Genomic DNA, 21,768 nt, shown 5'->3' on the forward strand with positions numbered 1-21,768 from the left:
TTAGTATCATCCGCTTATTGTTCCATGCTATTAATCGGAAGAGTATTTTTAAGAAAAACATTCTCAAAGTTATTTTTGATGTTGTTTTTTATCCTTTTTAATCTAAATTAGGAGTGTGATCGATCCAATAAATAAATTGTTGTAAATAACTCTGAAGATATCGTATAGTTTTTTCATCAGTAAGTCCTTTTTGATTGGAGTCAATTTTTTCATGTATTTGCGAAATAAGTACTTTTTTAAACGGAAGAATTTCTTTATAAAAAAATCACTTTATTAAACTATAAGCTATTAGGGTTCGAAGGAATGATGATAATGGAAGATAAGAAAGTTACATGGATAGAACTCTTTTATGATTTGTTATTTGCGGCAGCTGTTTCGACTGCGACTCATGTATTACTTCATGTTGAAAAAGGAGAAATTTATCCAGAATATTTTTTGAAGTTTGTTTTAATATTTATCCCTATCTGGTGGTCTTGGGTAGGACAAACGTTGTTTATTAATCGGTTTGGACAAGACTTTTTACATCAACGGATCTTTACGATTCTTCAGATGTTGTTTGTCCTTATTATGACATCCAGCTTATCGGTTGACTTTGATCAATATTATCTTCCGTTTCTTATTGGCTATATTGGAATAAGAGCACTTACAGCGATCCAGTATCTGGTTGTTCGAAGTTTAGAAGAAGGGGATAGGAAAAAGGTAGCGCAATATTTAGGAACGCGTTTTTGGATTGGAATCATCATATCATGTTTTTCTATCTTATTTGATTCATGGATTCGATATAGCGTATTGTATGCAGGAATTTTTGTTGATATTATTGTGCCATTTTTCGGACGTAAGTATTTGGTGAAAGCTTCGTCCAATACTGTTCATTTATTAGAACGTTTTGCTTCATTGACATTAATCCTTTTCGGAGAATCCGTCATCAGCACCCTCTATGTGCTACAGCCACAAAAAGGGGATTGGGATTCAATCTTATTTTCGATAATATCATTTATCCTAATTATTTCGATGTGGTGGCAGTATTTCGAAAATGTGGAAAAGAAAGTTGACAAATCGATCCAAACACCCGGACAAACCATTATTTATGGTCATCTTTTCATATTAATGTCTTTGAGCATGATTGCTGCTTCCATCAAGCTTCTGTTTCTAAATGAGGTTCGTTATTCATTTAACTTATATTTTATATTCGGTTCCGTACTACTCTACTTTATTACAACTACTATTGTTTTTCATCAATACAGGTTTAAACAAGACCGTTTGAAATATTATCATTTAGCGTTATTTTTAGGGATTTTAGCAACCCTTTTTATTAGTAATTTGATAGTGGAAGTTTCAAACATTGTAATCATGGGAGAAATGACCCTGTTTTTTATCATCTATGCTAAATTAACAACTACTTGAAAGAGATGCTAAATATTTTTAAAACCTGTGTGTAAGAGAATTTAGTTTATATAAAACTAATTTTTAATAAAGGGGACCTTTCATTTTGGATGTAAAATGTATTAAATTTTATGAGTTCGGTAGTCCTATAGATGTGTTAAGAGTTGAGTCTAAAAGCATTCAACCACCAAAAGATCATGAAGTCCTTGTCCGAATGTTGGCGCGCCCTATCAATCCATCTGACTTAATACCGATTAGAGGGGCATATTCACATCGGATTTCTTTACCAACTATTCCGGGATATGAAGGAGTTGGAATAGTAGAAGATGTCGGTCCGTTAGTTTCCCATCATTTTATTGGGCAACGTGTTTTACCTTTGCGTGGGGAGGGGACATGGCAAGAATACGTTAAGACATCATCAGAATTTGCAGTTCCTATCCCTGATTTGATTGATGATTTTACGGCAGCACAGATGTATATCAATCCAATTACAGCATGGGTAGTCTGTACGGAAGTTTTAAAATTAAAACCAAATGATGTTTTATTGGTTAACGCATGCGGTTCTGCTATTGGGCATATTTTTGCTCAATTATCGAAAGTTTTAGGTTTTCGACTAATTGCAGTTACTAGAAATAATAAGTATACAGAGGAATTACTTGAACTGGGTGCTTCGTATGTAATTGATACATCTAAAAATTGCTTAAATGAAGTGGTTATGGAATTAACTAATGGAATGGGTGCTGAGGCAGCGATTGACTCTGTTGGGGGTTCGGATGGAAACGAATTGGCTAATTGTGTACAGCCTAACGGAAATTTTTTAACCATCGGTCTTTTATCAGGGATCCAAGTTAATTGGGCAGAAATTATCAAAAAAGCTAAAGTGAACGCGAATATGTTTCATTTACGGAATTGGAATAAAAATGTTTCAGCAGATAAATGGCAAGAAACCTTTAACCACATAATAAATCTAATAAGTGATACAAAATTACGTTTGATGACGGTAGATTCTCAGTATGATTTATTAAATATAAAAAGGGCTATTGTAGCTGTTGAATCTTCTAAAATGACCAAAGGGAAAGTGTTTTTAACTAGTTATTGAGTTAATAATCTTCAATTGAAATTGGTAATAAAGGACTTTTTGTTATTACATAAAGGGCGCTATCCAGAGCATGGATGCGCTCTTTTTTTTTCAATTCATGGCCAGATTTGTGGTAGATCATTGATTAAATCTTACTCAAATTATTTTAATAGAAAGGATACCACTCTTAAAATTGGTCAACATAATTGATTGGCACTTGTGGACATGCCATAGGCGATTATGCTATGGAACAATTCCTGGAGGGGAGACTGTTTCCTCTTCAAGTACATTAATTCCTCCGATTACTTCAATCGCTGAACCGATTGACACTAGCAAGTCTCCTGTGATTGCGACCTTTTGGTCTTGGATAAGTTTTTCTAAATCTGTTTCACCTATTTGTTTTGAAACGGATATGGCCTCAAGTATTTGTCCAATGGTCCTAGTCCAAACACCGGTTAGTATTTGTTGTTCACCTATTTTATTGGAATCTTTCTCTAAATAATAAAGCTCTGATAAACCTTTAAGTTCGATAATCTGTCCAAGCACTTGAACCCAAAGACCAAACGAAACCTCTTTTTCCAGTTGCAGTATTTTTTTTCTATAATCATCATTCAAGTCTTTTCCACTATGACTCCAAAACTTTGGATTATCCATTATTAACAACCCCAGAATTACAATTTTGCTTTATTGTATGTAAAACAAATGTAGTGGTGTTATTCCAAAGAAAACACGATGTTCCCCATTGACATGTTAGTGGATGATGGCAAAGTCATTGCTAATGGTAAAAATACGATAGAATTATTAAAGTCCAAATCATATCGTAAAAATAGGATCAAAAATAAATCCTCAACACACAGGGGATTATTTACCACAGGCTAGGTCCCCAAAATACTTTATATACTTGGACCTTCCTGCTATAATAAATACTACAGTTGTAAAAGTAGGAGAGGTATCATGAAGGAGATTCCACAAATATCAGAAGCAGAATATGAAGTGATGAAGGTTATATGGAACTATGAGCCGATTTCGACTCCTGAGGTAGTGGAGAAATTATCGAATAAGAGTGATTGGAAGCCCAATACCATACACACCATGCTGGCGCGCCTAGTTAAGAAAAAGGCTTTGCATGCAAGGAAAGATGGCCGAGTGTTTATATATTCTTCACTAGTTGAAAAGGACCAATATGTTGAGCAAAAAAGTAAATCCTTTCTGCAGCAGTTTTTCGGCGGTACTTTACATTCAATGGTCTTAAATTTTATTGAAAATGATCAGTTATCGAACGAAGAAATATCGGAATTAAAGAAAATATTGTCCATGAGGGAAAAGAAAGAAGGGGAGAAATAATGGATACACTGCTGCTGCGAATTTTCGTCAGTACCATCGTGGTATCCCTCCTTATTTTTACTATTCTGTTAATCAAAAAGCTATTAAACCAGCATATGACAGTGAAAGCACATTACCATGTTTGGTATTTTCTTTGCATTCCTTTCCTTGCTGCCTTTTTACCTTGGAATTATTTTCGCTTTGGAGAAGGAGTTCGCTATTTAAAAAGCTTACTTCCTATTAATAGAGAAGCGCCATTGAAGAGTGAAGGGATGAATGGAGTGGCTGCCTCTCAGGCGCCAAACAGCGATTTATTACATGATTTCACGGTCTCGGTAAACAAATCAGCTCCCGATTTCGTGTACCATACACTTTTTATAGTTTGGGTCATTGGAGTGGTTCTTTTTGCAGGGGCTGCTGTTTATTCAACTTATCAAATCTATCAAATCAAAAAGTCGGCTGCGGCTATTGATGACCAAAAGCTAAATCAATTATTAGAAGCTTGCAAAAAGATGGTTGGGGTAAAAAGAAACGTAAGACTGCGGGAGACCTCTCTGATTTCCTCGCCAATCACGTTCGGGATTTTTCAACCCTATATTTTTTTACCAAGCAAAACGCGAGAAGAATTCTCGTTAAATGAATTAAAATATGTGCTTTTGCACGAGCTGCACCACCATAAAAGCAAAGATTTGTTCGTTAATTACGTCATGTGGCTGGTTCAGATTATGTATTGGTTTAACCCGGTCGTCTGGTATGCTTCAAAAAGGATCCGAAATGATCGGGAATTGGCCTGTGATGCATCCGTGTTAAATCTTTTGGATGAAAGCGGATATATCGAATACGGGTATACGATCATTCGTTTTGCAGATAAAAAGCAGGGTCGTCCCTTTGAACAGATTGCTCCGGGTATAGGCGGGACAAAAAAACAAATCAAACAAAGAATCCAGTGCATTGCTAGCTACTCTAAAGATTCTCTGTTATTGAAATGGAAAAGCAAGGTCATATTTGCTGTTTTAGCAATGGTGGTGCTATTCCTTGCTCCCTTCACCAACGTTATTGCCAGCCCAAATGATGTGTATCAGTTTAGCGGGAAGAATGCGGTCTATGAAGATCTAAGCGCCTATTTTAAGGGCTACAAGGGAAGCTTTGTTTTATATGACTCTTCTAAAAATCAATATCAAATCTATAATCGCGAGATGAGTGAACAGAGGGTTTCTCCTGATAGTACCTATAAAATATATTCGGCCTTATTTGCATTGGAATCCAATGTGATTTCCCCGAATAACAATAACCAGGTTTGGGATGGGAAAATTTATCCCTTTGCAGAATGGAATCAAAATCAAAACTTGGCGACTGCCTTAAGCCGTTCGGTGAATTGGTATTTCCAGAATACCGATCGGGAGGTAGGCAGAAAGCCGCTGCAAGATTATTTTCACAAGATAAAATACGGGAATGAGGATCTTTCAGGGAATTTGGACAGTTACTGGATGGAATCTTCTCTAAAAATATCACCCATTGAACAAGTCCAATTGTTATCCCAATTAGATGAAAATCAATGGGGTTTTAAAGCGGAAAATATCAAAGCGGTACAAAAGGCACTTTTTATAGATGAGCAAAGAAATGGGCGGTTATACGGTAAAACGGGAACCGGTAGGGTTAATGGAAAGAATGTAAATGGCTGGTTTATCGGCTTTGTCGATAAAGGTGAGGATCGTTTTTATTTTGCCATTAATATTCAAAATAAGGATGGCCTGGCCCAGGGAAGTAAGGCAGCGGAGATTGCCAAGCAGATCCTGCATGATAAACAGATTTATTAAAAAATAACCCCAGAAAGGATGTATCTTTCTTTTTGGGTGTTTTTTGCTCCAAATACTACAAATGTAGTATTAAGAGTTCACCTTTTACACAAATTTCCCAATAGGAAAGGGCTGATAAGTTTTGAAGCAAAAAGAAAATATCGTAAAAAGTAAAACTCGATGGAGATTGACTAGTCTTTTTTTAGTGGTCTTTGTCCTTTTTTCCATCTTAATTCTGCGCCTGGGGTTTATTCAAATTTTTAAAGGAGAAGCCTTTGCGGCTCAAGCTGAGAAGACGGATGTGACGCCTGTCAGCTATTCTGTTCCACGCGGAAAAATATACGACACGAACGATAGGTTAGTAGTCTACAATATTCCGGAAAAGGCGATTATCTATACACCGCCGAAAAATCCGCAGCCGGGAGAATTGCTTAAACTGGCCAAAAAGTTAAATACCTTCCTGGTCATGACGGATAAAGAGATCAATAAAGTGACCGATCGGGATTTGAAAGATATCTGGCTGCTAGAACATAACAATGGCACGGATTTAATCACAAAGAAGGAGGAGAAATTATACAAACAGGAAAAGCTGAATGATAAGGATTTATATCAATTAAAATTGAACCGCATTACAGAAAGCGATCTCAAGGGAATGGACAAAAACCTGGCGGCTATCTACCGGAAACTTTCGTCCGCCACCGCTTTAACTCCGACGATAGTCAAAAATGAAAATGTAACAGAGGAAGAATTTGCAAAGGTTAATGAAAATCTGGATAACCTGCCTGGTGTTGATGTCACGACTGATTGGAAGAGAGGCCGAACCTACGGGGAAACATTTTGGAATATGCTCGGAGAAGTAACGAGTGCAGATGAAGGCCTTCCGGCGGACAAGGTAGATTACTATACTTCTAAAGGGTACAAACTGAATGACCGCGTCGGGAAAAGTTATATTGAAGAACTCTATGACAGCGTCCTGCAGGGCCAAAAGGAAAAAGTGAAAACGGTGACCGACAAAAATGGAAATGTGGTGAGTACAGAGACGGTTTCGGAAGGGAAGAGCGGCAAGGATCTTGTACTGACCATTGATATGGAGTTTCAGGCCCAGGTGGAAAAAATTATGCAGGAAGAGTTGGTCAATGCCATCCAAAAGCCCCATACGGATACCCTTGACACTGCCTTTGTCGTGGCCATGGAACCAAAAACAGGCCGGATTCTGGCGATGTCAGGAAAAGTGTATGACAGGAAGTCCGGGCAGTTTACCGATTTTACCCCAGGAACCTTCACTTATGCGTTTGAACAGGGGTCCGTTGTAAAAGGGGCGACCGTATTAACCGGATACCAAACGGGTGTCAGGGATTTCGGGGAAACGGAGCTGGATGAAGTCATGCGATTTAAGGGATCGGGAACCTTCTCCTCTTACCAAGTTATGAACAGAATTAACGATTTAGAGGCATTGGAGCGTTCCTCCAACGTGTATATGTGGAAAACTGCAATTGAAATGATGGGCGGCAAGTATGTCCCCAATGGCACATTAAATATCGATCCGAAAAAAATTGAAACGATCCGCTATTATTTTAATCAATTTGGTTTGGGCATCCCGACCGGTATTGGTTTTGATAATGAAACGGCGGGAATTAAAGGAACCAATCCAAGCACCTACTTTCAAATTGCCATCGGACAATTAGATACCTATACACCGCTGCAAATTGCCCAGTATATAACAACAATTGCCAATGGAGGATACCGGATGAAGCCCCAATTGGTGAAGGAGATTCGCGAACCCAATGTGGATGGCGATGAACCAGGCAATGTAATCGATGAAATCGAACCAGTGGTGCTGAACCAGGTGGATATGAGTCAGGAGATGCTTAAGCGGGTTCAACAGGGTTTTTGGCTGGTCACCCATGGTTCTCAAGGAACAGCGAGAGGATATTTTAAAGACGAACCGTACAATGCCGCGGGTAAAACCGGGACCTCGGAATCCTATAAAAATGGGGTGAAGACTTGGAATCTATCTTTTGCTGGTTATGCCCCATTTGATGATCCCGAGATTGCCATTGCCGTAATTGTGCCAAATGCCTATCGCGATGGTTATGCTCAGCCGCACAGTGCAGCGAATATCATCAGCCAGCGGGTTTTTCGGGCATATTTTGACCTTAAGGAAAAAGGACAGCCAACTGCAAAATGATTGACATCATTTTATTACAAGCGTAGTATTAAGTGTGTAATAAATACTACATTTGTAGTATTACCATGCGTAGCCTAATCTTACGCATGTAATCAAATTGTAGAAAGGAGGTATACTTTTCCTACCCAGTATTTCGGGGCAGTTTTTTAAGGAGCTGAAAAGGTGCAATAAGCCGCTTATTCTATTTTCAGAACTTCTAATATTAATAGAAAGAGGTAATGATTTTGAGGAAAACAGATGATATTTTCAACATAAAAAGTTTTATAGTTACCCTGCTTGTGCTGGCAGTTGCCATTGTACCGCTTGCCGGCTGGTCGATGACTACCGATAATCCTTCTGACAAGACCGAAAAGGTAGTGAGAAAAACACCAGCACCCCAAATACACCGTGAGTTTGCAAAACTTGAGGACAAATATGATGCTCGTCTTGGAGTCTACGCGATCGATACAGGTACAAATCGGAAGGTCTCCTATCGGCCTCAAGAGCGGTTCGCTTTCGCATCTACTTACAAAGCTCTAGCCGCAGGTGCATTGCTGCAGCATTCCTCCATTGATCAGCTTGACGAGTTAGTTACATACAATAGCGAGGACATCGTTACGTATTCACCCGTCACAAGCCTTCACGTCGATATCGGGATGACTCTTCGGGAAGTTATTGAGGCTGCTGTTCGATATAGTGACAACACTGCAGGGAACCTTTTATTAGAGAAACTGGGAGGCCCTGAGGGGTTTGAAGCAGCATTGAGGCAGATTGGCGATCACGTAACCCAAGCTGATCGCTACGAGACGGATTTGAACTCAGCCGTTCCTGGAGACAGACGTGACACCAGCACGCCAAAAGCACTTGCAACCAGCCTTCAGGCTTTCGCAGTCGGCGACGTGCTCCCCGCTGAAAAACGTACGCTCCTGACAGATTGGATGCGAGGAAATGCCACTGGAGATGCCTTGATTCGGGCTGGTGCACCAACAGGATGGGAAGTCGCTGATAAGAGCGGGGCAGGAAGCTATGGAACGCGGAATGACATCGCGATCGTTTGGCCGCCAAATAGAGCTCCTATTGTCATCGCAGTTCTATCCAGCCGCGATACACAGAATGCCACCTTTGACAATGCGCTGATCGCAGAAGCGGCAAAGATTGCACTTAACGCTCTTAAGTAAATTCACTCACCACAATTCTTAATAACAACAGTGAACGGGCTTATCATTCAGTCAGCACATACAATCATTAGAAAGATTAGTATGTGCTGGCTGATTTTTTTCTTTACAATAATAGGAAAATAAATTGTATAATAATGTTTATATATACATATTTATTCACTTTATTGAGAGGAGAAGGGTTTGTGAATTTGTTTTGTGAGTCGGAAAAAATAGATGACTATTTAATCGAATTAACAGAAGTTAATTATTCTAATCCAATTATAAAAAAGAAAGCAGATGAACTTTTTAATCCATCTCAAACGGAAATTGAAAAAGCAAGAATAACTTTTGAATTTGTTCGTGATGGAATTTCTCATTCTTGGGATATTCAATCGAACCGAGTTACTTGTAATGCTGCAGAAGTATTAGACTTTAAAGAGGGAATTTGCTATGCAAAATCACACCTATTAGCTTCTTTATTGCGTTCGCAGGGAATACCAACAGGTTTTTGTTATCAAAGATTGATGTTATTTGATACTCCAGAAAAAGGGTATTGTATTCACGCTTTGAATGCTATCTTCCTTAAATCACTTAATAAATGGATTAGGGTTGACGCTCGTGGAAATAAAGAGGGAATTGATGCCCAATTTTCAATTGAAGAAGAAAAATTAGCTTTTCCCATTAATGAAGAACTTGATGAAAAGGATTATCCAGTTATCTATGCAAAACCACATCCCAAAATTGTGGCTGTTTTAGAAGATAATACAAATGCATTAGAAATGTATAAATATCACTTGCCAGAGAGGTTGTAATTGTATCACTAATGGGTAGCTTATGTTGAAGATGGGATCGCAGCAATCCCTTTTTACCCTCTAACGGGGCAGTTGGGACTTTATTTTTGAGAATATCAACCTTAATAAAAGGAGCATAAAAAAGGTTAAAGAATCTTTTCATAATTAATTAGAGTTAAGTATTCGTTAATTTGTTGCTCCCCTATTTTTTTATAGCCAAATTTTTCATAAAAATGGCGATTTCTAAGGTTGTCCTTAGGGGTATCAAGTGACCATTTTTTTACTTTAGGGAATTTCCTTTCCAACTCCTGTAAAATTTCCGATCCCAATCCTTTATTTTGAAATTCAGAGCCAAGGAAAATACGATACAAATAATGATGATCTTTTGTTTGCTTTACAAGACAAATTCCGCCAGCAAGCCTCCCACCAACCAAAATAGAATAGTGCAAAGAATTTTGCATTCTAAAACAAAAGTAATCCAATGATTCCGTTGCAGGACTTGTATGATAATCCTTATATTTGATTAAATCTGAATGAAACACTTCTTTTTGGATCTTTAACAATTCGTTTGCTTCCGCTAGCTTTGATGGTATGATCTTAAATTTCAATTTCCCCACCTCTTACTCCATTTCTGTCATTATATGAACATCTGCCACATTGTTTAATTACATGATAATGATCCTCAGATATCGAAAATAAGGACTTTCGCTTGAAAACCATGCTTTTTTTCATTAACCCACTGGGCATTTTAGTTGAAAAAAGGAAGATACAATAAATGGTACAATTTATTATATAAAGGGGATGTGACAAGTGGATGGGCTTATTAAAATTAGAAAAGCAGTTTTAGCCGATGCGAAAGGAATAGCTAAAGTACACGTTGACAGTTGGAAAACAACAAGTTCCAGACGAATATCTAAATAATTTAATATTTGAAAGTCGAGAACAGTTATGGGTAGATAACATTCCTAACGGCGGTGTATATGTAGCTGAAAATGATGAAGGTGAAATTGTGGGTTTTTCGACTGGTGGTAAAGAAAGAAGCGGTAAATACAGTGGATTTGATGGAGAGCTATATGCAATATATATTTTAAAAGAATACCAGGGCAAAGGTATTGGATCAGCTCTTGTTAAACCAATAATAGATGAAATTAAAGCGTTGGGAATCCATTCTATGCTAGTTCTTGTACTGAAAGATAATAGTTCTCGTCTATTTTACGAGGCACTTGGCGGTAAAAAAATTGATAAAATTGAAGTTGAAATCGCTGGCAGGAAACTTTCCGAACTAGTGTATGGTTGGGAAGATATTAGGAATATATTTTAATCTTTTATTCTTCAAATAAAGAGTGCCTTAACAGAATAATAAAGGATAAGTTTAAAGATCTAAAATATGCAAGTTTTTAAGAAATATTTGTGTATAAAAAGCCAACTTCCCCATAGAAAAGGTAGGTGGCTTCAGTCATTTTAGGATTTCCTAAGGGCGGTATTACTTTCACCCCTTCATGCGCTCAGGCAGGCTCTGGATCGACTGGACGACTAAATCAAGCTTGGATTCTATTCGATATAGCAGATAGAGTGTCACAACGATAGGGAAGCCAACCTCATTGATAAATGAGATGATTTGTTCCACTGCAAATTCTCCTTTCCGATTTATATTTTAAAGGCTGTTTTCGTAATTATTGTTGCTTCTTTCTATAGAATTGACGTAACAAAGGGTAATATTACACTTTTTTAGGGTGATTTTAGGTTTTATTTGTGAATACAGTACTTTTATTTGCGATTTTCCAAGTTTTATTTGCGAAATCAACCCTTTTATTTGCGATCTTGCCATGTTTATTTGCGGATCCTTATAGCAACAATTTTTTAGAAAAGAGCCATTTTAAAAGAGGCCGGTTTCGCATTGGAATCCGGCCTCCCACTTAAACGTATTGATTTAACTAGATTGCCCCGCAAATTCACTACCTAACTATTAAACAATTTCATACTCAACCACATTGCGGTCGATCACTCTTGCACCCTTTGCGGCAACATATCTGCCGCTGGCAGATGTAAATACATCCGCAGCAATGATCTGCTCCATCGATTGTTTGACAGCAGCCTCATCAACCGGTTCCTTCGGATTATCCACCGCAATCCGGGCAGTCTTGCCAAACTCCGTACCAAACATTAACTCCAATGTCTTTGCCATTCTTGTTCACCTCCTTTCTTTGAGGCATGGGGACGGTTCTTTTGCCTCATTTTTAACAGATTACCTCCTTTTTAAGTTTGCAGTTTCGTTGTTGTATAGCCTTAGCTATTTGAAACACTAGAACCGTCCCTCTGCATCAATCTTACGCAGTGAGTTCTGTGCTGTCGCTGCGCTCGACCTTGTTTAACGAATCGTTGCATAAAGCAGAGATGGCGGTTGCTACTTGGAATAACTGGTCAACCGTCGATTCCTTTTTGATGTTGCTGAATGTTTTGGTTTTTAGAACAGGATTTCCCTTCTCGTCCAGATCCACCTGGAATGCCAATCGAAGTTTTGAGCCTTCTAACAATGCTTGTGCCATTGTTTCTCACCTCCTTTCGCTCTTTATTTATGGTTTTTTTGGGGAAAAGGACAGGGGGAGGGTTAATTTTAAAAAATTTATAATTTGAGGAATAAATGTTTGTGTAGGTGAATTGAGATTGAAATGATTAAGATTGTCGGTTTTTATGGTGTAAGCGGGTTGCTCTAGCAAAGTAAATGTGCGCTTTGAAATTTTGTGAGTAGGTGTGGTTGTAAAAAAGTGATTGCGGCATTTCTTTGACAAATAATTTGAATTTAAATAGTCTTAAAATTACAAATATAGTATAGTATCACAATGATACTAAACTAGCTGACAGTAGGGGTGAAAGAATGGATTTAATGAATATTCAGCCTGTTGTCCAAAGTATTGCAGATGCGATAGCGGCTGTTTTAAAGATAGAGGTTGAAATTGCCAATCATCATTTTATTAGAGTTGCAGGTACAGGGGAGCAAAGGGTAAGTGTCCTTCACAAAATGGAGGGGGATCTCGTCTATAAATCTGCCATTCGTACCGGGCAGCCAGTCATTATCACAAATCCGGGGTATGCAGAGGTTTGTCAGAGATGCCAACTTTTCCAAAATTGCTCAGAGACCGGGGAGATTTGCACGCCAATTACATATGATAACCGGGCGATTGGTGTGATTGGACTATTGGCTTTTAACGAAGAGCAGCGCCAGCGTTTGTTTGAGAACACGGATGGAATATTGACTTTTTTAGGAAAAATGGCAGACCTTTTATCAAGTAAATTGCATTTATACCATTTGATTCAACAGCTTACAAGCAACTCGGAAAAAATGGAAAAGTTGATGAATCTTGTCCATGTAGGAATGATTGTGATTGACGAAAAAGGAAAGCTGAATGAAATGAACCTAAAAGCTGAAATGCTATTGGGAGCAGAAAACAAGGCAGTTCCTCTCCATGTACAAAACTTAATTCGTGATTTTGCTTGGGAGTCAGGGGTTTTTAGTCGAACCATTACGCTTGTAACCAGCAGGGGAGAGAAATCTTTGCTTTTGACCAAACAAAAACTATCTTCGCCAGCATCGTATCAGACGGAGTATTTGATTAGTATTCAGGATGTCAAAGAGATACGAAATCTTGCAGAAATGGCAGCGGAGGACCAAAAGAAACCGTTTGACCAAATTATTGGTATCAGCACACAAATCACAGAGGTAAAAAAATACGCCTTTAAGGTATCCCAATCTGACTCCACCGTCTTGATTCAAGGGGAAAGCGGTACGGGGAAGGAGGAATTCGCCAGAGCCATTCACCATGCGAGTATGAGGAAGGAGCATGCCTTTATTACTGTCAATTGTGGTGCTATTCCCGAGCACTTATTAGAGAGTGAGTTGTTTGGTTATGAGAGAGGAGCGTTTACTGGTGCCAATCAAAAAGGGAAGCCGGGTAAATTTGAATTAGCCCATCAAGGGACGATTTTTTTAGATGAAATAGGGGAGATGCCTCCGCTGTTACAAGTGAAGCTGTTGCGTGTTCTCCAGCAGAAGGAAATAGAACGTCTTGGCAGTACCCATACTATCCCAGTTGATGTGCGGGTGATCGCGGCAACGAACAAAGACTTGCAGGAAATGGTGAACAATGGGCTGTTTAGGGAGGATTTGTATTTCCGGCTCAATGTCATTCCTATCGTGATTCCGCCGCTTAGAAGCAGGAAGGAGGACATCATTGCTCTGAGTGACTACTTTATTTCCTTGTTCAATGAACAATTTCATGCGAATGTACTAGGCTTTGGAAAGAATGTCATAAGTGTCATGTTAAATTATCCATGGAAGGGTAATGTCCGGGAATTGAAAAATTTTATTGAATACCTATTTAATTTTATTACCAATGGGTGGATTACCATGGAGGCAGCAGGTGAATTAATTCAACGAAAGCTAGAAATGGAAAAACAGAAGATTCCTCTTACCTCTACATCTTTCTCCTTAGTTGAAATGGAAAAGGATTTAATTAAAAAAGCTCTTCAATACGTTCACAATCATCAGCTAAACGTGGAGGATGCAAGCCAATTATTAGGAATTGGACGAGCTACGCTGTTTCGAAAAATAAAAAAGTATCAAATTGATATTTGATATCAAAATGAGACTTTATTGTATTACTAGGAATTTTGATACGAATTTTTTACTTTGAGTATCATTTTGGTACTTTTTTAAGATTTTCATTTTTATAAAAGCGCTTACTGCAGGGGTTTTCATTTTGGCACGCGACTTGCAATGTATAAGGATAGAAAAACTCTAAAGGAGGAGCAAATATATGCTGCAACAAGTTAAAACAAATAAAGCACCAGCAGCGGTAGGCCCCTATTCTCAAGCAATCATTGCCAATGGTTTTGTTTTTCTATCTGGCATGCTGCCGCTAGATTGTGAAACTGGGAATATAGTAGGGGATTCCGCATCCGAACAGACTGAGCAAATCTTGAAAAATATTTCAGGATTGCTGTCAGAGTTAAATCTGGGTTTAGAGGATATTGTGAAAGCGACGATCTTCCTTGATTCTATTGATTCATTTCAAAGTGTAAATGAAGTGTATGGATCATATTTTTCAGAACATAAGCCCGCAAGAAGCTGTTTCGAGGTTTCTGCCATCCCTAAAGGGGCAAAGGTGGAAATCGAAGTCATTGCAGTAACAAAATAGAAAAGGAGGGGTTGTTAGTGCAGAGTACCATGAGAAAGGGGATAAAATGGGTTTCCAATACATTTTATGATCCTGTCTATAACGAAGATGAATTATCCTTTTTTCAAGATAAAGAGGTTGAAAAGATCCACCAGTTTCAAAAATCCCATGAATCCTATACAGAAACACCCTTGCATTCATTAAAAAATCTAGCAGGCTACCTAAATATTTCCGAAATCCTAGTGAAGGATGAATCGTACCGTTTTGGCCTTAATGCCTTTAAAGTAATGGGCGGTATTTATGCGGTGGCAAAGTACCTGGCCAATCAACTTGGCGAAAACATTGAGAACCTTTCATTTAAAGAACTGCAGTCCCCTCGGGTAAAAGAAAAGCTTGGGGAAGTCACCTTTATTTCTGCGACGGATGGGAACCATGGCCGCGGGGTTGCCTGGGCGGCAAGAGAGCTGGGTCATAAATCGATCATTTATATGCCAAAGGGTTCGTCATTGATTCGTCTGAATGCGATTCGGAATGAAGGAGCAGAGGCGGATATTACGGAGTTAAATTATGACGATGCCGTTCGAATGTGTGCCAACCTTGCAATTAAAAATGGCTGGGTGATGGTTCAAGATACCGCTTGGGAAGGTTATGATGAAATTCCGCTTTGGATCATGCAGGGATATGCCTCGATGGCTAAAGAAGTGGTCGATCAAATGGGCAGCGCCGGAGGAGAACCACCTACACATATTTTCTTGCAGGCCGGAGTTGGATCTTTTGCCGCTGGGATCGCTGCTTATATGGTTCAGCATTATCGAGATAATCCGCCGGTGATTATCGTAGTGGAACCGGAAAAAGCTGATTGTTACTACAGGTCCTTTGCCAATAAAGAAGGGAAGCGAGAGGTTGTCGGCGGCGAAATGGACACCATCATGGCCGGCTTGGCCTGCGGGGAACCTAATACAAGGGCGTTTCGGGTATTGGGTCAATACGCCAAGGCAGCCTTTTCCTGTAACGATAATATTTCCGCATTGGGGATGCGGCTCTACGGAAATCCGCTGAAGGATGACCCTCGGGTTATTTCTGGTGAATCAGGCGCGGTGACCCTCGGGCTTGTCTACTATTTACGGAAACTGGAAGCAGACCAATCTGTAAATGATGAGATATTACTAGACTCAAATTCTAGAATCTTGCTGATTAGCACAGAAGGGGATACTGACCCGGACCATTATAAAAAAGTTGTTTGGGAAGGGCGCTGTCCGATTTAAAATAGGTGGCTCGGGCCAAGGCTTTTGGAACGGCTATATTCAATGTTGGGATGACGCGGTGCAGTGCCTTGCCTAAGAGCCAATCTGGAAAAGGAATACAATTTTTTTATAGGGGGAGTAAAGGTGTTAACAGAAAAACGGAAAGAAAGTGTGATTAAGCTTTGTCAATCATTAGTGAGATTAAAAAGTTATTCCGGCAAAGAGGATTTGGTGGCAAAAGAGATTAAGGCATATGCTGAACAGCATTGCTTTGATGAATGTATTGTGGATGAGTACGGGAATGTCATGCTCGTAATAAACGGCAATATGGAGGGACCGACCGTATTATTGGATGGCCATATTGATACTGTACCAGTACATACTGAGCAGTGGACAGTCGACCCTTTTTCAGGCGAAATAAGAGATGGAAAAATTTATGGCAGAGGAACCTCCGATATGAAGGGGGCTGTCAGTGCCATGATTGCTGCAGCAATCAATTTTGCTGAAGATACAAAGAAAGCTTTTCCTGGTAAGGTCGTTGTTTCATGCAGCGTCCATGAGGAGTGCTTTGAGGGAGTAGCGACAAGACGGGTTAGTGAAATTGTAAACCCAGATTATGTCGTCATTGGAGAGGCTACGAATTTAAAACTAAATCGGGGACAAAGGGGCCGTGCGGAAATCGTCGTCGAAACCGTTGGAAAACCTGCCCATTCCTCTAATCCGGAAAAAGGAATTAATGCGGTTTATCATATGATGAAGCTCCTTTCTGAGATTCGGAACCTGCCAGTGAATGAACATGAGGTATTAGGAAAGGGAATACTTGAATTAACGGATATCAAATCCTCTCCTTATCCTGGGGCATCTGTCGTTCCATCCTTATGTACAGTGACATTTGACCGCCGGCTGCTGGTGGGGGAAACAAAGGAATCCGTTTTGGCGCCAATCCAGAACCTCATTGACAAGCTTCAGTTGGAGGATCCGCAGTTTAAAGCAAGCTTAAAGTACGCTTTCGGCGAGGAACGCTGTTATACAGGGGCTTTAATTAGTGATGAGCGATTTTTTCCAGGATGGTTATATGATGATGACGAAGATTTTGTCCAGCTTCCATTAAAAGAATTAGCTGCGATTGGACTTATACCTGAGCTGTCTCATTATTCCTTCTGTACAAATGGAAGCCACTTTGCAGGTGAAGTAAATATTCCAACAATCGGTTTTGGTCCGTCTTTAGAATCACAGGCTCACGTTGATGATGAATATATCGAGATAGTTCAATTGGTAAAAGCTACAGCAGGCTACTCGGCCATTATGAGAGCGTTAACATCCATTCATACCAAGGAAAAGGAGACTGTAAAACATGTATGATTTAATTATTCGCAACGGGAAAATTATTGATGGAACGGGTTCTCCATGGTACTACGGGGACTTGGCAATTGAGAACGGAAAAATCGTCAAGATTGGAAAATTAACAAATTGCCAGGCTAAGGAAGAAATTGATGCGAAGAATCAGGTTGTAAGTCCTGGATTTATTGATATGCATACTCATTCCGATCTTGTTATTCTTGATGAGCCTTTGATTGAGGCAAAGGTTCGCCAGGGAATTACAACAGACCTGCTAGGGCAGGACGGAATTGCCGCAGCCCCGCTGCCGAAGGAATATGTTTCGCCATGGAGAAAAAATTTGGCTGGATTAGATGGTAATCCGCCAATTGAATGGGACTGGACAACGGTTTCTGAATATTTGGATAAGATTGAGAGGAACAATCCAAGCTATAATTTGGCGGTGCTTGCCCCGCACGGGAATATCCGTATGGAGGTTATGGGACTGGACAATCGTCCAGCTACAGATGACGAGATTAAACAAATGCAAGACGTTCTCCGCCGTTCTTTAGATGAAGGAGCAGTTGGCTTATCGACCGGATTAATATACCCGCCATGCTGTTTTGCCGAAATGAAGGAATTAGAGGCATTATGCCAAGTGATTGCGGAATACGGGGTGCCGCTTGTCATCCACCAGAGAAGTGAAGGTGACGAAATTCTGGAATCCATGCAGGAATTGATTGACATGATGAAGCGGTGCGGAGCTCACCTTCATTTTTCACACTTAAAGAATTGCGGTAAGGATAACTGGCATAAGACACCGGATGTATTAAAAAAGATTGACCAAGCTCGGGAAGAAGGGTTAGAAGTAACCTTTGACCAATACCCGTACACGGCCGGAAGTACGATGCTGAGTGCCATTCTGCCGCCTTGGGTCCATGCTGGCGGCACCGATCAGCTGCTCGAACGCCTCGCCGATGAAGGGCTTCGGAAGAAAATGATCGAGGAGATGGCAACAGGCTTTAAGGGCTGGGATAGCATGTCGAAGTGGGCAGGTTGGGATGGAATTATTGTTACATCCGTAGAATCTGCTGAGAAACAGTATTGTGTAGGTAAGACGATTGAACAAATTGCTGAATTAGATGGCCGGGAAAATTGTGCCGAAGTAGCTCTGGATTTGATTCTCCATGAGAAAAATGGCGTTGGGATGATTGATTTTGTCATGAATGAGGAATCCGTTAAGGCGATCCTTGCACACCCGGCTGGGACGATTGGAAGTGACGGCTTATTAGGCGGTGAACCACATCCACGTGCCTACGGTTCGTTTCCTCGGATTCTTGGAAAATATGTAAGGGAAGAAAAGGTTCTCCCGTTAGAAGATATGATTCGCCGTATGACATCTCAGCCTGCGAGAATCATAGGTTTGCAGGACCGCGGAATCTTACGGGAGGGATTGGCCGCTGATATTGTCATCTTTAACCCAGACGAAATTATCGACCAAGCCACATTTGAAAAACCGCGCCAGTTCAATCTTGGAATTGATACAGTCATCGTCAACGGTGATGTTGTCATTCAAGGTGAGCAGGCTTATCGGAAAGCTGTGGGAAAGGTGATTCGCCGTCATTATCCAGGGGTTCAAGGAGTTAATGAAAAAGAGTTATTGTCCCGTTAAGAACAGAGTTGAAATATAGATTGTCATGCAAGCTATTTTTAAGGAGGATGATTTATGGGAATTATTTGGACAATTGTTATCGTTTATATGGCAGCCATGATTGGAATTGGATTATATGCAAAAACAAAGGTCAAGGATAGTAACGATTATCACCTTGCTGGCCGTCGATTAGGTCCAATTATGCTTGCAGGGACATTGGCCGCAACTGAGATTGGCGGAGGAAGTTCTGTTGGTGTCGCCTCTAAAGCTTATGGTGATTGGGGGCTGTCTGCCGGCTGGTATGTAGTATCAGCTGGGATTGGTATATTACTAGTATCTTTCGTGGCCCCTTATATGCGGAAGGCAATGGCGACAACTGTTCCGGAAATTATTGGCCGGAGATATGGTACAAGCAGTTATGCTATTTCTAGTTTCTTGTCTTTTGTAGCTTCAACTGCCTTGGCTGCAGTTCAAATTACAGCAACGGCATCAATTGTCCATATATTAACAGGTTTTAGTGTAACATGGGCAATTCTGATTGCAGGATTAGGGGTTGTGTTCTACACCTATCTAGGTGGAATGTGGAGTGTTACACTTACGGATTTTGTGCAATTTTTCCTTATTGTTTTTGGGTTTGCGATTGCCGTTCCCTTCGCCTTTCACAGTGCGGGAGGTGTAGACGCGGTTATGTCCAATCTGCCGAAGGAACAGTTAGGCTTTACCAAGATTGGATGGGGAACCATCATCGGGTTAACCATCATGTACTTTATGACCTTTTCAACCGGACAGGAAGCGGTACAGCGCTATTATTCCGCAAAAAATCAAAAAGTAGCCGTAACAGGTTCACTATTATGCGGCATCTTAATGACATTATATGCCTTCATTCCAGCTGTTCTTGGTTTAATTGCGTTAGCTGTGTTTCCAACAATTAATGCCAATGATGCATTGGCCACCGTTTCTGTTGAATTATTGCCGCCGCTTATTTCAGGGCTTCTCCTGTCAGGTGTTATTTCTGCAACATTGTCTAGTGCCTCTGGAAATTTACTTGCTGTAGCAAGTGTATTCGTAAAAGATATTTATCCAATTGTTACGAAGAAAGCCGTAGAATCTCATAAAGAGCTTAAATTAAGTAAAATGCTTGTTGTTATCTCAGGTTTAGTGGCGGTTGGCATTTCTTTATTCAGCCAACAAATCATTCCGTTGCTTGTTTTTGCCTTTACTCTTCGTTCAACCGGTCCTTTTGCAGCATATCTACTAGGATTGGTATGGGATAAAGTTACACCAAAAGCCGGTTTGTACTCTATTATAGCAGGTACCGTTATCGGGCTCGGATGGCAGCTAGCAAAAGAACCATTCGGTATCATGGCTGTCATTGCCGGAAGCGTAGCCAGCTTATTAACCTTCTTGATCGTAAATAAAATCGAACTCAATAGAGGGGTCCCGGCAGCGCCTTCGGCGTATAATCAGGAGGATCAGTATACGGCATAGAGTGATATTGCAACTTGCTAACCATAATAAGGCAACTGTTCTTTTTAGTAGAGATTGGTATATTGATTCAAAAAAAACCAACAACCTTTCAAAGGTTGTTGGTTTTTATTGTTAGGTGAGTGCTGGATTGGGAGGATCACCTTAATTCGAGCATTAATTACATTAGTTTAGTTAGAATTGCTTAACTCCAATTGTGATTTTAATTCGCTTTGCACCCTTTGTTTCTCTTCTGGAGCGACTAATCCATAATAAATTTTGTTAATCTTTGTGCCTGTTTCTTTTATCTCGATTTGTTCAATGCTGTTTCCGGCCGTTTTATCATTTTTTTGAATGGCTGCCATTTGGTCAAAGGTTAAGTTTGTTTTGACATTTTTACCAAGTGCGGAAAAGATATCAGAGAAGTTTGTTAAGGTAGAAAGGCTGGCACCTTCTTTTATAACTGCCTGAATGATTTGACGCTGCCTTTCTTGTCGTCCAAAGTCCCCTCTAGGGTCCTCGTGTCTCATCCTCGAATAACTTAACGCTTCATCCCCATTCAGAGTGATATTTCCTTTTGCGAAATGGTATTGGCCGACAGTAAAGTCCAGGTCATTCTGAACCGTCACCCCGCCAACCGCATCAACAATGTCTTTAAAGCCTTCCATATTAATCTGGATATAATAATCAATCGGGATATCGAGAAAGTTTTCAACCGTATCCATTGCCATCGGTACTCCGCCGAATGCATAAGCATGATTGATCTTGTCCTCTTTTCCCTTGCCGACTATTTCAGTGCGTGTGTCACGCGGTATGCTTAACATTTTTACCGACTGTTTTTGTGGGTTTACAGCCAATACGATCATGGAGTCAGAACGACCTTTGTCACCTTGCCGTTCATCCACACCCAGCATTAAGACAGTAAATGGATCCTTCTTTACTTCAACTGGCTCTTGTCGTTTATCTGATTGTTTTCGTTCGATTGGCTGGTGCATGGTATCAACTGCGTTTTTAAACGATTTATATACTGAATAACTATAAATTCCGAATGATAGGAACAACACAAGAAGAGTGATGAGCGTAATTTTAACCCACTTTTTCTTCCTTTTTTGAGTTTTCATTTATGAAAACCTCCTTTTGTGAAATAACATTAGTCTTCCATTCTCTCACACAATATATCTATTGTAACTATTAACTTATTTCCAAGAGACACATAGAGGTGG

General features: G+C 39.9%; 19 protein-coding genes and 2 pseudogenes. 14 read left to right on the plus strand and 7 right to left on the minus strand.

The annotated features are described in order from the left end of the window. Window positions 1-97: 97 nt before the first annotated feature. Window positions 98-250 (minus strand): annotated as a pseudogene (locus tag KHA99_RS31345) (NADPH-dependent FMN reductase); the annotation flags it as partial. Between the two features lie 62 nt (window positions 251-312). On the opposite strand from KHA99_RS31345, the gene KHA99_RS09935 reads away from it, so the two are divergent. Both KHA99_RS09935 and KHA99_RS09940 read left to right on the plus strand, forming a co-directional pair. Further along, window positions 313-1,404, plus strand: coding sequence for a low temperature requirement protein A (locus KHA99_RS09935; protein ID WP_213117293.1), 1,092 nt, complete (start codon window positions 313-315; stop codon window positions 1,402-1,404). 85 nt (window positions 1,405-1,489) lie between these two features. Then, window positions 1,490-2,482, plus strand: coding sequence for a zinc-dependent alcohol dehydrogenase family protein (locus KHA99_RS09940; protein WP_213117294.1), 993 nt, complete (start codon window positions 1,490-1,492; stop codon window positions 2,480-2,482). 222 nt (window positions 2,483-2,704) lie between these two features. On the opposite strand, the gene KHA99_RS09945 is transcribed toward KHA99_RS09940, so the two are convergent. Next, on the minus strand, window positions 2,705-3,115 hold the full coding sequence (locus tag KHA99_RS09945; protein WP_213117295.1) for a hypothetical protein: 411 nt from the start codon (window positions 3,113-3,115) through the stop codon (window positions 2,705-2,707). Window positions 3,116-3,415: 300 nt separating this feature from the next. On the opposite strand from KHA99_RS09945, the gene KHA99_RS09950 reads away from it, so the two are divergent. From KHA99_RS09950 to KHA99_RS09970, 5 genes are all read left to right on the plus strand, one after another. After that, window positions 3,416-3,805, plus strand: a complete 390-nt coding sequence (locus KHA99_RS09950) for a BlaI/MecI/CopY family transcriptional regulator (protein WP_213117296.1) — start codon at window positions 3,416-3,418, stop codon at window positions 3,803-3,805. After that, the gene (locus KHA99_RS09955) at window positions 3,805-5,601 is read left to right on the plus strand and encodes a BlaR1 family beta-lactam sensor/signal transducer (RefSeq protein WP_213117297.1); all 1,797 of its coding nucleotides are present in this window, start codon (window positions 3,805-3,807) and stop codon (window positions 5,599-5,601) included. The genes KHA99_RS09950 and KHA99_RS09955 overlap by 1 nt, the downstream gene beginning before the upstream one ends. Before the next feature lie 121 nt (window positions 5,602-5,722). Next, window positions 5,723-7,768 (plus strand): peptidoglycan D,D-transpeptidase FtsI family protein, encoded by a 2,046-nt coding sequence (locus tag KHA99_RS09960; RefSeq protein WP_213117298.1) that lies wholly within the window; start codon window positions 5,723-5,725, stop codon window positions 7,766-7,768. Window positions 7,769-7,986: 218 nt separating this feature from the next. After that, window positions 7,987-8,925, plus strand: a complete 939-nt coding sequence (gene bla, locus KHA99_RS09965) for a class A beta-lactamase (RefSeq protein WP_213117299.1) — start codon at window positions 7,987-7,989, stop codon at window positions 8,923-8,925. A 182-nt stretch (window positions 8,926-9,107) separates the two neighbouring features. Next, window positions 9,108-9,716: a transglutaminase-like domain-containing protein gene (locus tag KHA99_RS09970; protein WP_284036588.1), complete on the plus strand. Its 609-nt coding sequence runs from the start codon at window positions 9,108-9,110 to the stop codon at window positions 9,714-9,716. A gap of 125 nt (window positions 9,717-9,841) precedes the next feature. On the opposite strand, the gene KHA99_RS09975 is transcribed toward KHA99_RS09970, so the two are convergent. Then, window positions 9,842-10,303, minus strand: a complete 462-nt coding sequence (locus KHA99_RS09975) for a GNAT family N-acetyltransferase (protein WP_213117300.1) — start codon at window positions 10,301-10,303, stop codon at window positions 9,842-9,844. 214 nt (window positions 10,304-10,517) lie between these two features. Between KHA99_RS09975 and KHA99_RS09980 the strand changes: the two are divergent. After that, window positions 10,518-11,016: pseudogene (locus tag KHA99_RS09980) on the plus strand (GNAT family N-acetyltransferase). Window positions 11,017-11,184: 168 nt separating this feature from the next. On the opposite strand, the gene KHA99_RS09985 reads toward KHA99_RS09980, so the two are convergent. The 3 genes from KHA99_RS09985 to KHA99_RS09995 all read right to left on the minus strand — a co-directional run bounded on the left by KHA99_RS09985 (window position 11,185) and on the right by KHA99_RS09995 (window position 12,241). Further along, window positions 11,185-11,322 carry a YvrJ family protein gene (locus tag KHA99_RS09985; RefSeq protein WP_213117301.1) on the minus strand — a complete coding sequence of 46 codons (138 nt, stop codon included), beginning with the start codon at window positions 11,320-11,322 and terminating at the stop codon, window positions 11,185-11,187. Between the two features lie 339 nt (window positions 11,323-11,661). After that, window positions 11,662-11,880, minus strand: coding sequence for a DUF2922 domain-containing protein (locus KHA99_RS09990; protein WP_213117302.1), 219 nt, complete (start codon window positions 11,878-11,880; stop codon window positions 11,662-11,664). Window positions 11,881-12,022: 142 nt separating this feature from the next. Further along, window positions 12,023-12,241, minus strand: a complete 219-nt coding sequence (locus KHA99_RS09995; RefSeq protein ID WP_213117303.1) for a DUF1659 domain-containing protein — start codon at window positions 12,239-12,241, stop codon at window positions 12,023-12,025. Between the two features lie 329 nt (window positions 12,242-12,570). Between KHA99_RS09995 and KHA99_RS10000 the strand changes: the two genes are divergently transcribed. The 6 genes from KHA99_RS10000 (at window position 12,571) to KHA99_RS10025 (ending at window position 20,569) form a co-directional block, all read left to right on the plus strand. Beyond that, window positions 12,571-14,328, plus strand: a complete 1,758-nt coding sequence (locus tag KHA99_RS10000) for a sigma 54-interacting transcriptional regulator (protein ID WP_213117304.1) — start codon at window positions 12,571-12,573, stop codon at window positions 14,326-14,328. A gap of 181 nt (window positions 14,329-14,509) precedes the next feature. Then, a complete protein-coding gene (locus KHA99_RS10005; RefSeq protein ID WP_372447581.1) occupies window positions 14,510-14,890 on the plus strand; it encodes a RidA family protein in 381 nt (126 codons plus the stop codon). 17 nt (window positions 14,891-14,907) lie between these two features. Then, window positions 14,908-16,134 carry a diaminopropionate ammonia-lyase gene (gene dpaL, locus KHA99_RS10010; protein ID WP_284036585.1) on the plus strand — a complete coding sequence of 409 codons (1,227 nt, stop codon included), beginning with the start codon at window positions 14,908-14,910 and terminating at the stop codon, window positions 16,132-16,134. 123 nt (window positions 16,135-16,257) lie between these two features. Next, window positions 16,258-17,475: a YgeY family selenium metabolism-linked hydrolase gene (locus KHA99_RS10015; protein ID WP_213117305.1), complete on the plus strand. Its 1,218-nt coding sequence runs from the start codon at window positions 16,258-16,260 to the stop codon at window positions 17,473-17,475. Next, window positions 17,468-19,102, plus strand: a complete 1,635-nt coding sequence (locus KHA99_RS10020; RefSeq protein WP_213117306.1) for an N-acyl-D-amino-acid deacylase family protein — start codon at window positions 17,468-17,470, stop codon at window positions 19,100-19,102. The genes KHA99_RS10015 and KHA99_RS10020 overlap by 8 nt, the downstream gene beginning before the upstream one ends. A gap of 54 nt (window positions 19,103-19,156) precedes the next feature. After that, the gene (locus KHA99_RS10025) at window positions 19,157-20,569 is read left to right on the plus strand and encodes a sodium:solute symporter family transporter (RefSeq protein ID WP_213117307.1); all 1,413 of its coding nucleotides are present in this window, start codon (window positions 19,157-19,159) and stop codon (window positions 20,567-20,569) included. A gap of 167 nt (window positions 20,570-20,736) precedes the next feature. On the opposite strand, the gene tagU is transcribed toward KHA99_RS10025, so the two are convergent. Then, window positions 20,737-21,666 (minus strand): polyisoprenyl-teichoic acid--peptidoglycan teichoic acid transferase TagU, encoded by a 930-nt coding sequence (gene tagU, locus KHA99_RS10030; RefSeq protein WP_213117308.1) that lies wholly within the window; start codon window positions 21,664-21,666, stop codon window positions 20,737-20,739. Window positions 21,667-21,768 lie beyond the last annotated feature (102 nt).

The organism is Neobacillus rhizophilus, assembly GCF_018343535.1.
GTDB classification, from domain to species: domain Bacteria; phylum Bacillota; class Bacilli; order Bacillales; family Cytobacillaceae; genus Neobacillus; species Neobacillus rhizophilus.

What these genes read in the sequence shown, in the direction of transcription:
- KHA99_RS10025 (WP_213117307.1), top strand. Translation starts at nt 19,157, where the DNA reads ATGGGAATTATTTGGACAATTGTTATCGTTTATATGGCAGCCATGATT.
- bla (WP_213117299.1), top strand. Translation starts at nt 7,987, where the DNA reads ATGATTTTGAGGAAAACAGATGATATTTTCAACATAAAAAGTTTTATA.
- KHA99_RS10000 (WP_213117304.1), top strand. Translation starts at nt 12,571, where the DNA reads ATGGATTTAATGAATATTCAGCCTGTTGTCCAAAGTATTGCAGATGCG.
- KHA99_RS09990 (WP_213117302.1), bottom strand. Translation starts at nt 11,880, where the DNA reads ATGGCAAAGACATTGGAGTTAATGTTTGGTACGGAGTTTGGCAAGACT.
- KHA99_RS09955 (WP_213117297.1), top strand. Translation starts at nt 3,805, where the DNA reads ATGGATACACTGCTGCTGCGAATTTTCGTCAGTACCATCGTGGTATCC.
- KHA99_RS10020 (WP_213117306.1), top strand. Translation starts at nt 17,468, where the DNA reads ATGTATGATTTAATTATTCGCAACGGGAAAATTATTGATGGAACGGGT.
- KHA99_RS09945 (WP_213117295.1), bottom strand. Translation starts at nt 3,115, where the DNA reads ATGGATAATCCAAAGTTTTGGAGTCATAGTGGAAAAGACTTGAATGAT.
- KHA99_RS09950 (WP_213117296.1), top strand. Translation starts at nt 3,416, where the DNA reads ATGAAGGAGATTCCACAAATATCAGAAGCAGAATATGAAGTGATGAAG.
- KHA99_RS09935 (WP_213117293.1), top strand. Translation starts at nt 313, where the DNA reads ATGGAAGATAAGAAAGTTACATGGATAGAACTCTTTTATGATTTGTTA.
- KHA99_RS10005 (WP_372447581.1), top strand. Translation starts at nt 14,510, where the DNA reads ATGCTGCAACAAGTTAAAACAAATAAAGCACCAGCAGCGGTAGGCCCC.
- KHA99_RS09995 (WP_213117303.1), bottom strand. Translation starts at nt 12,241, where the DNA reads ATGGCACAAGCATTGTTAGAAGGCTCAAAACTTCGATTGGCATTCCAG.
- tagU (WP_213117308.1), bottom strand. Translation starts at nt 21,666, where the DNA reads ATGAAAACTCAAAAAAGGAAGAAAAAGTGGGTTAAAATTACGCTCATC.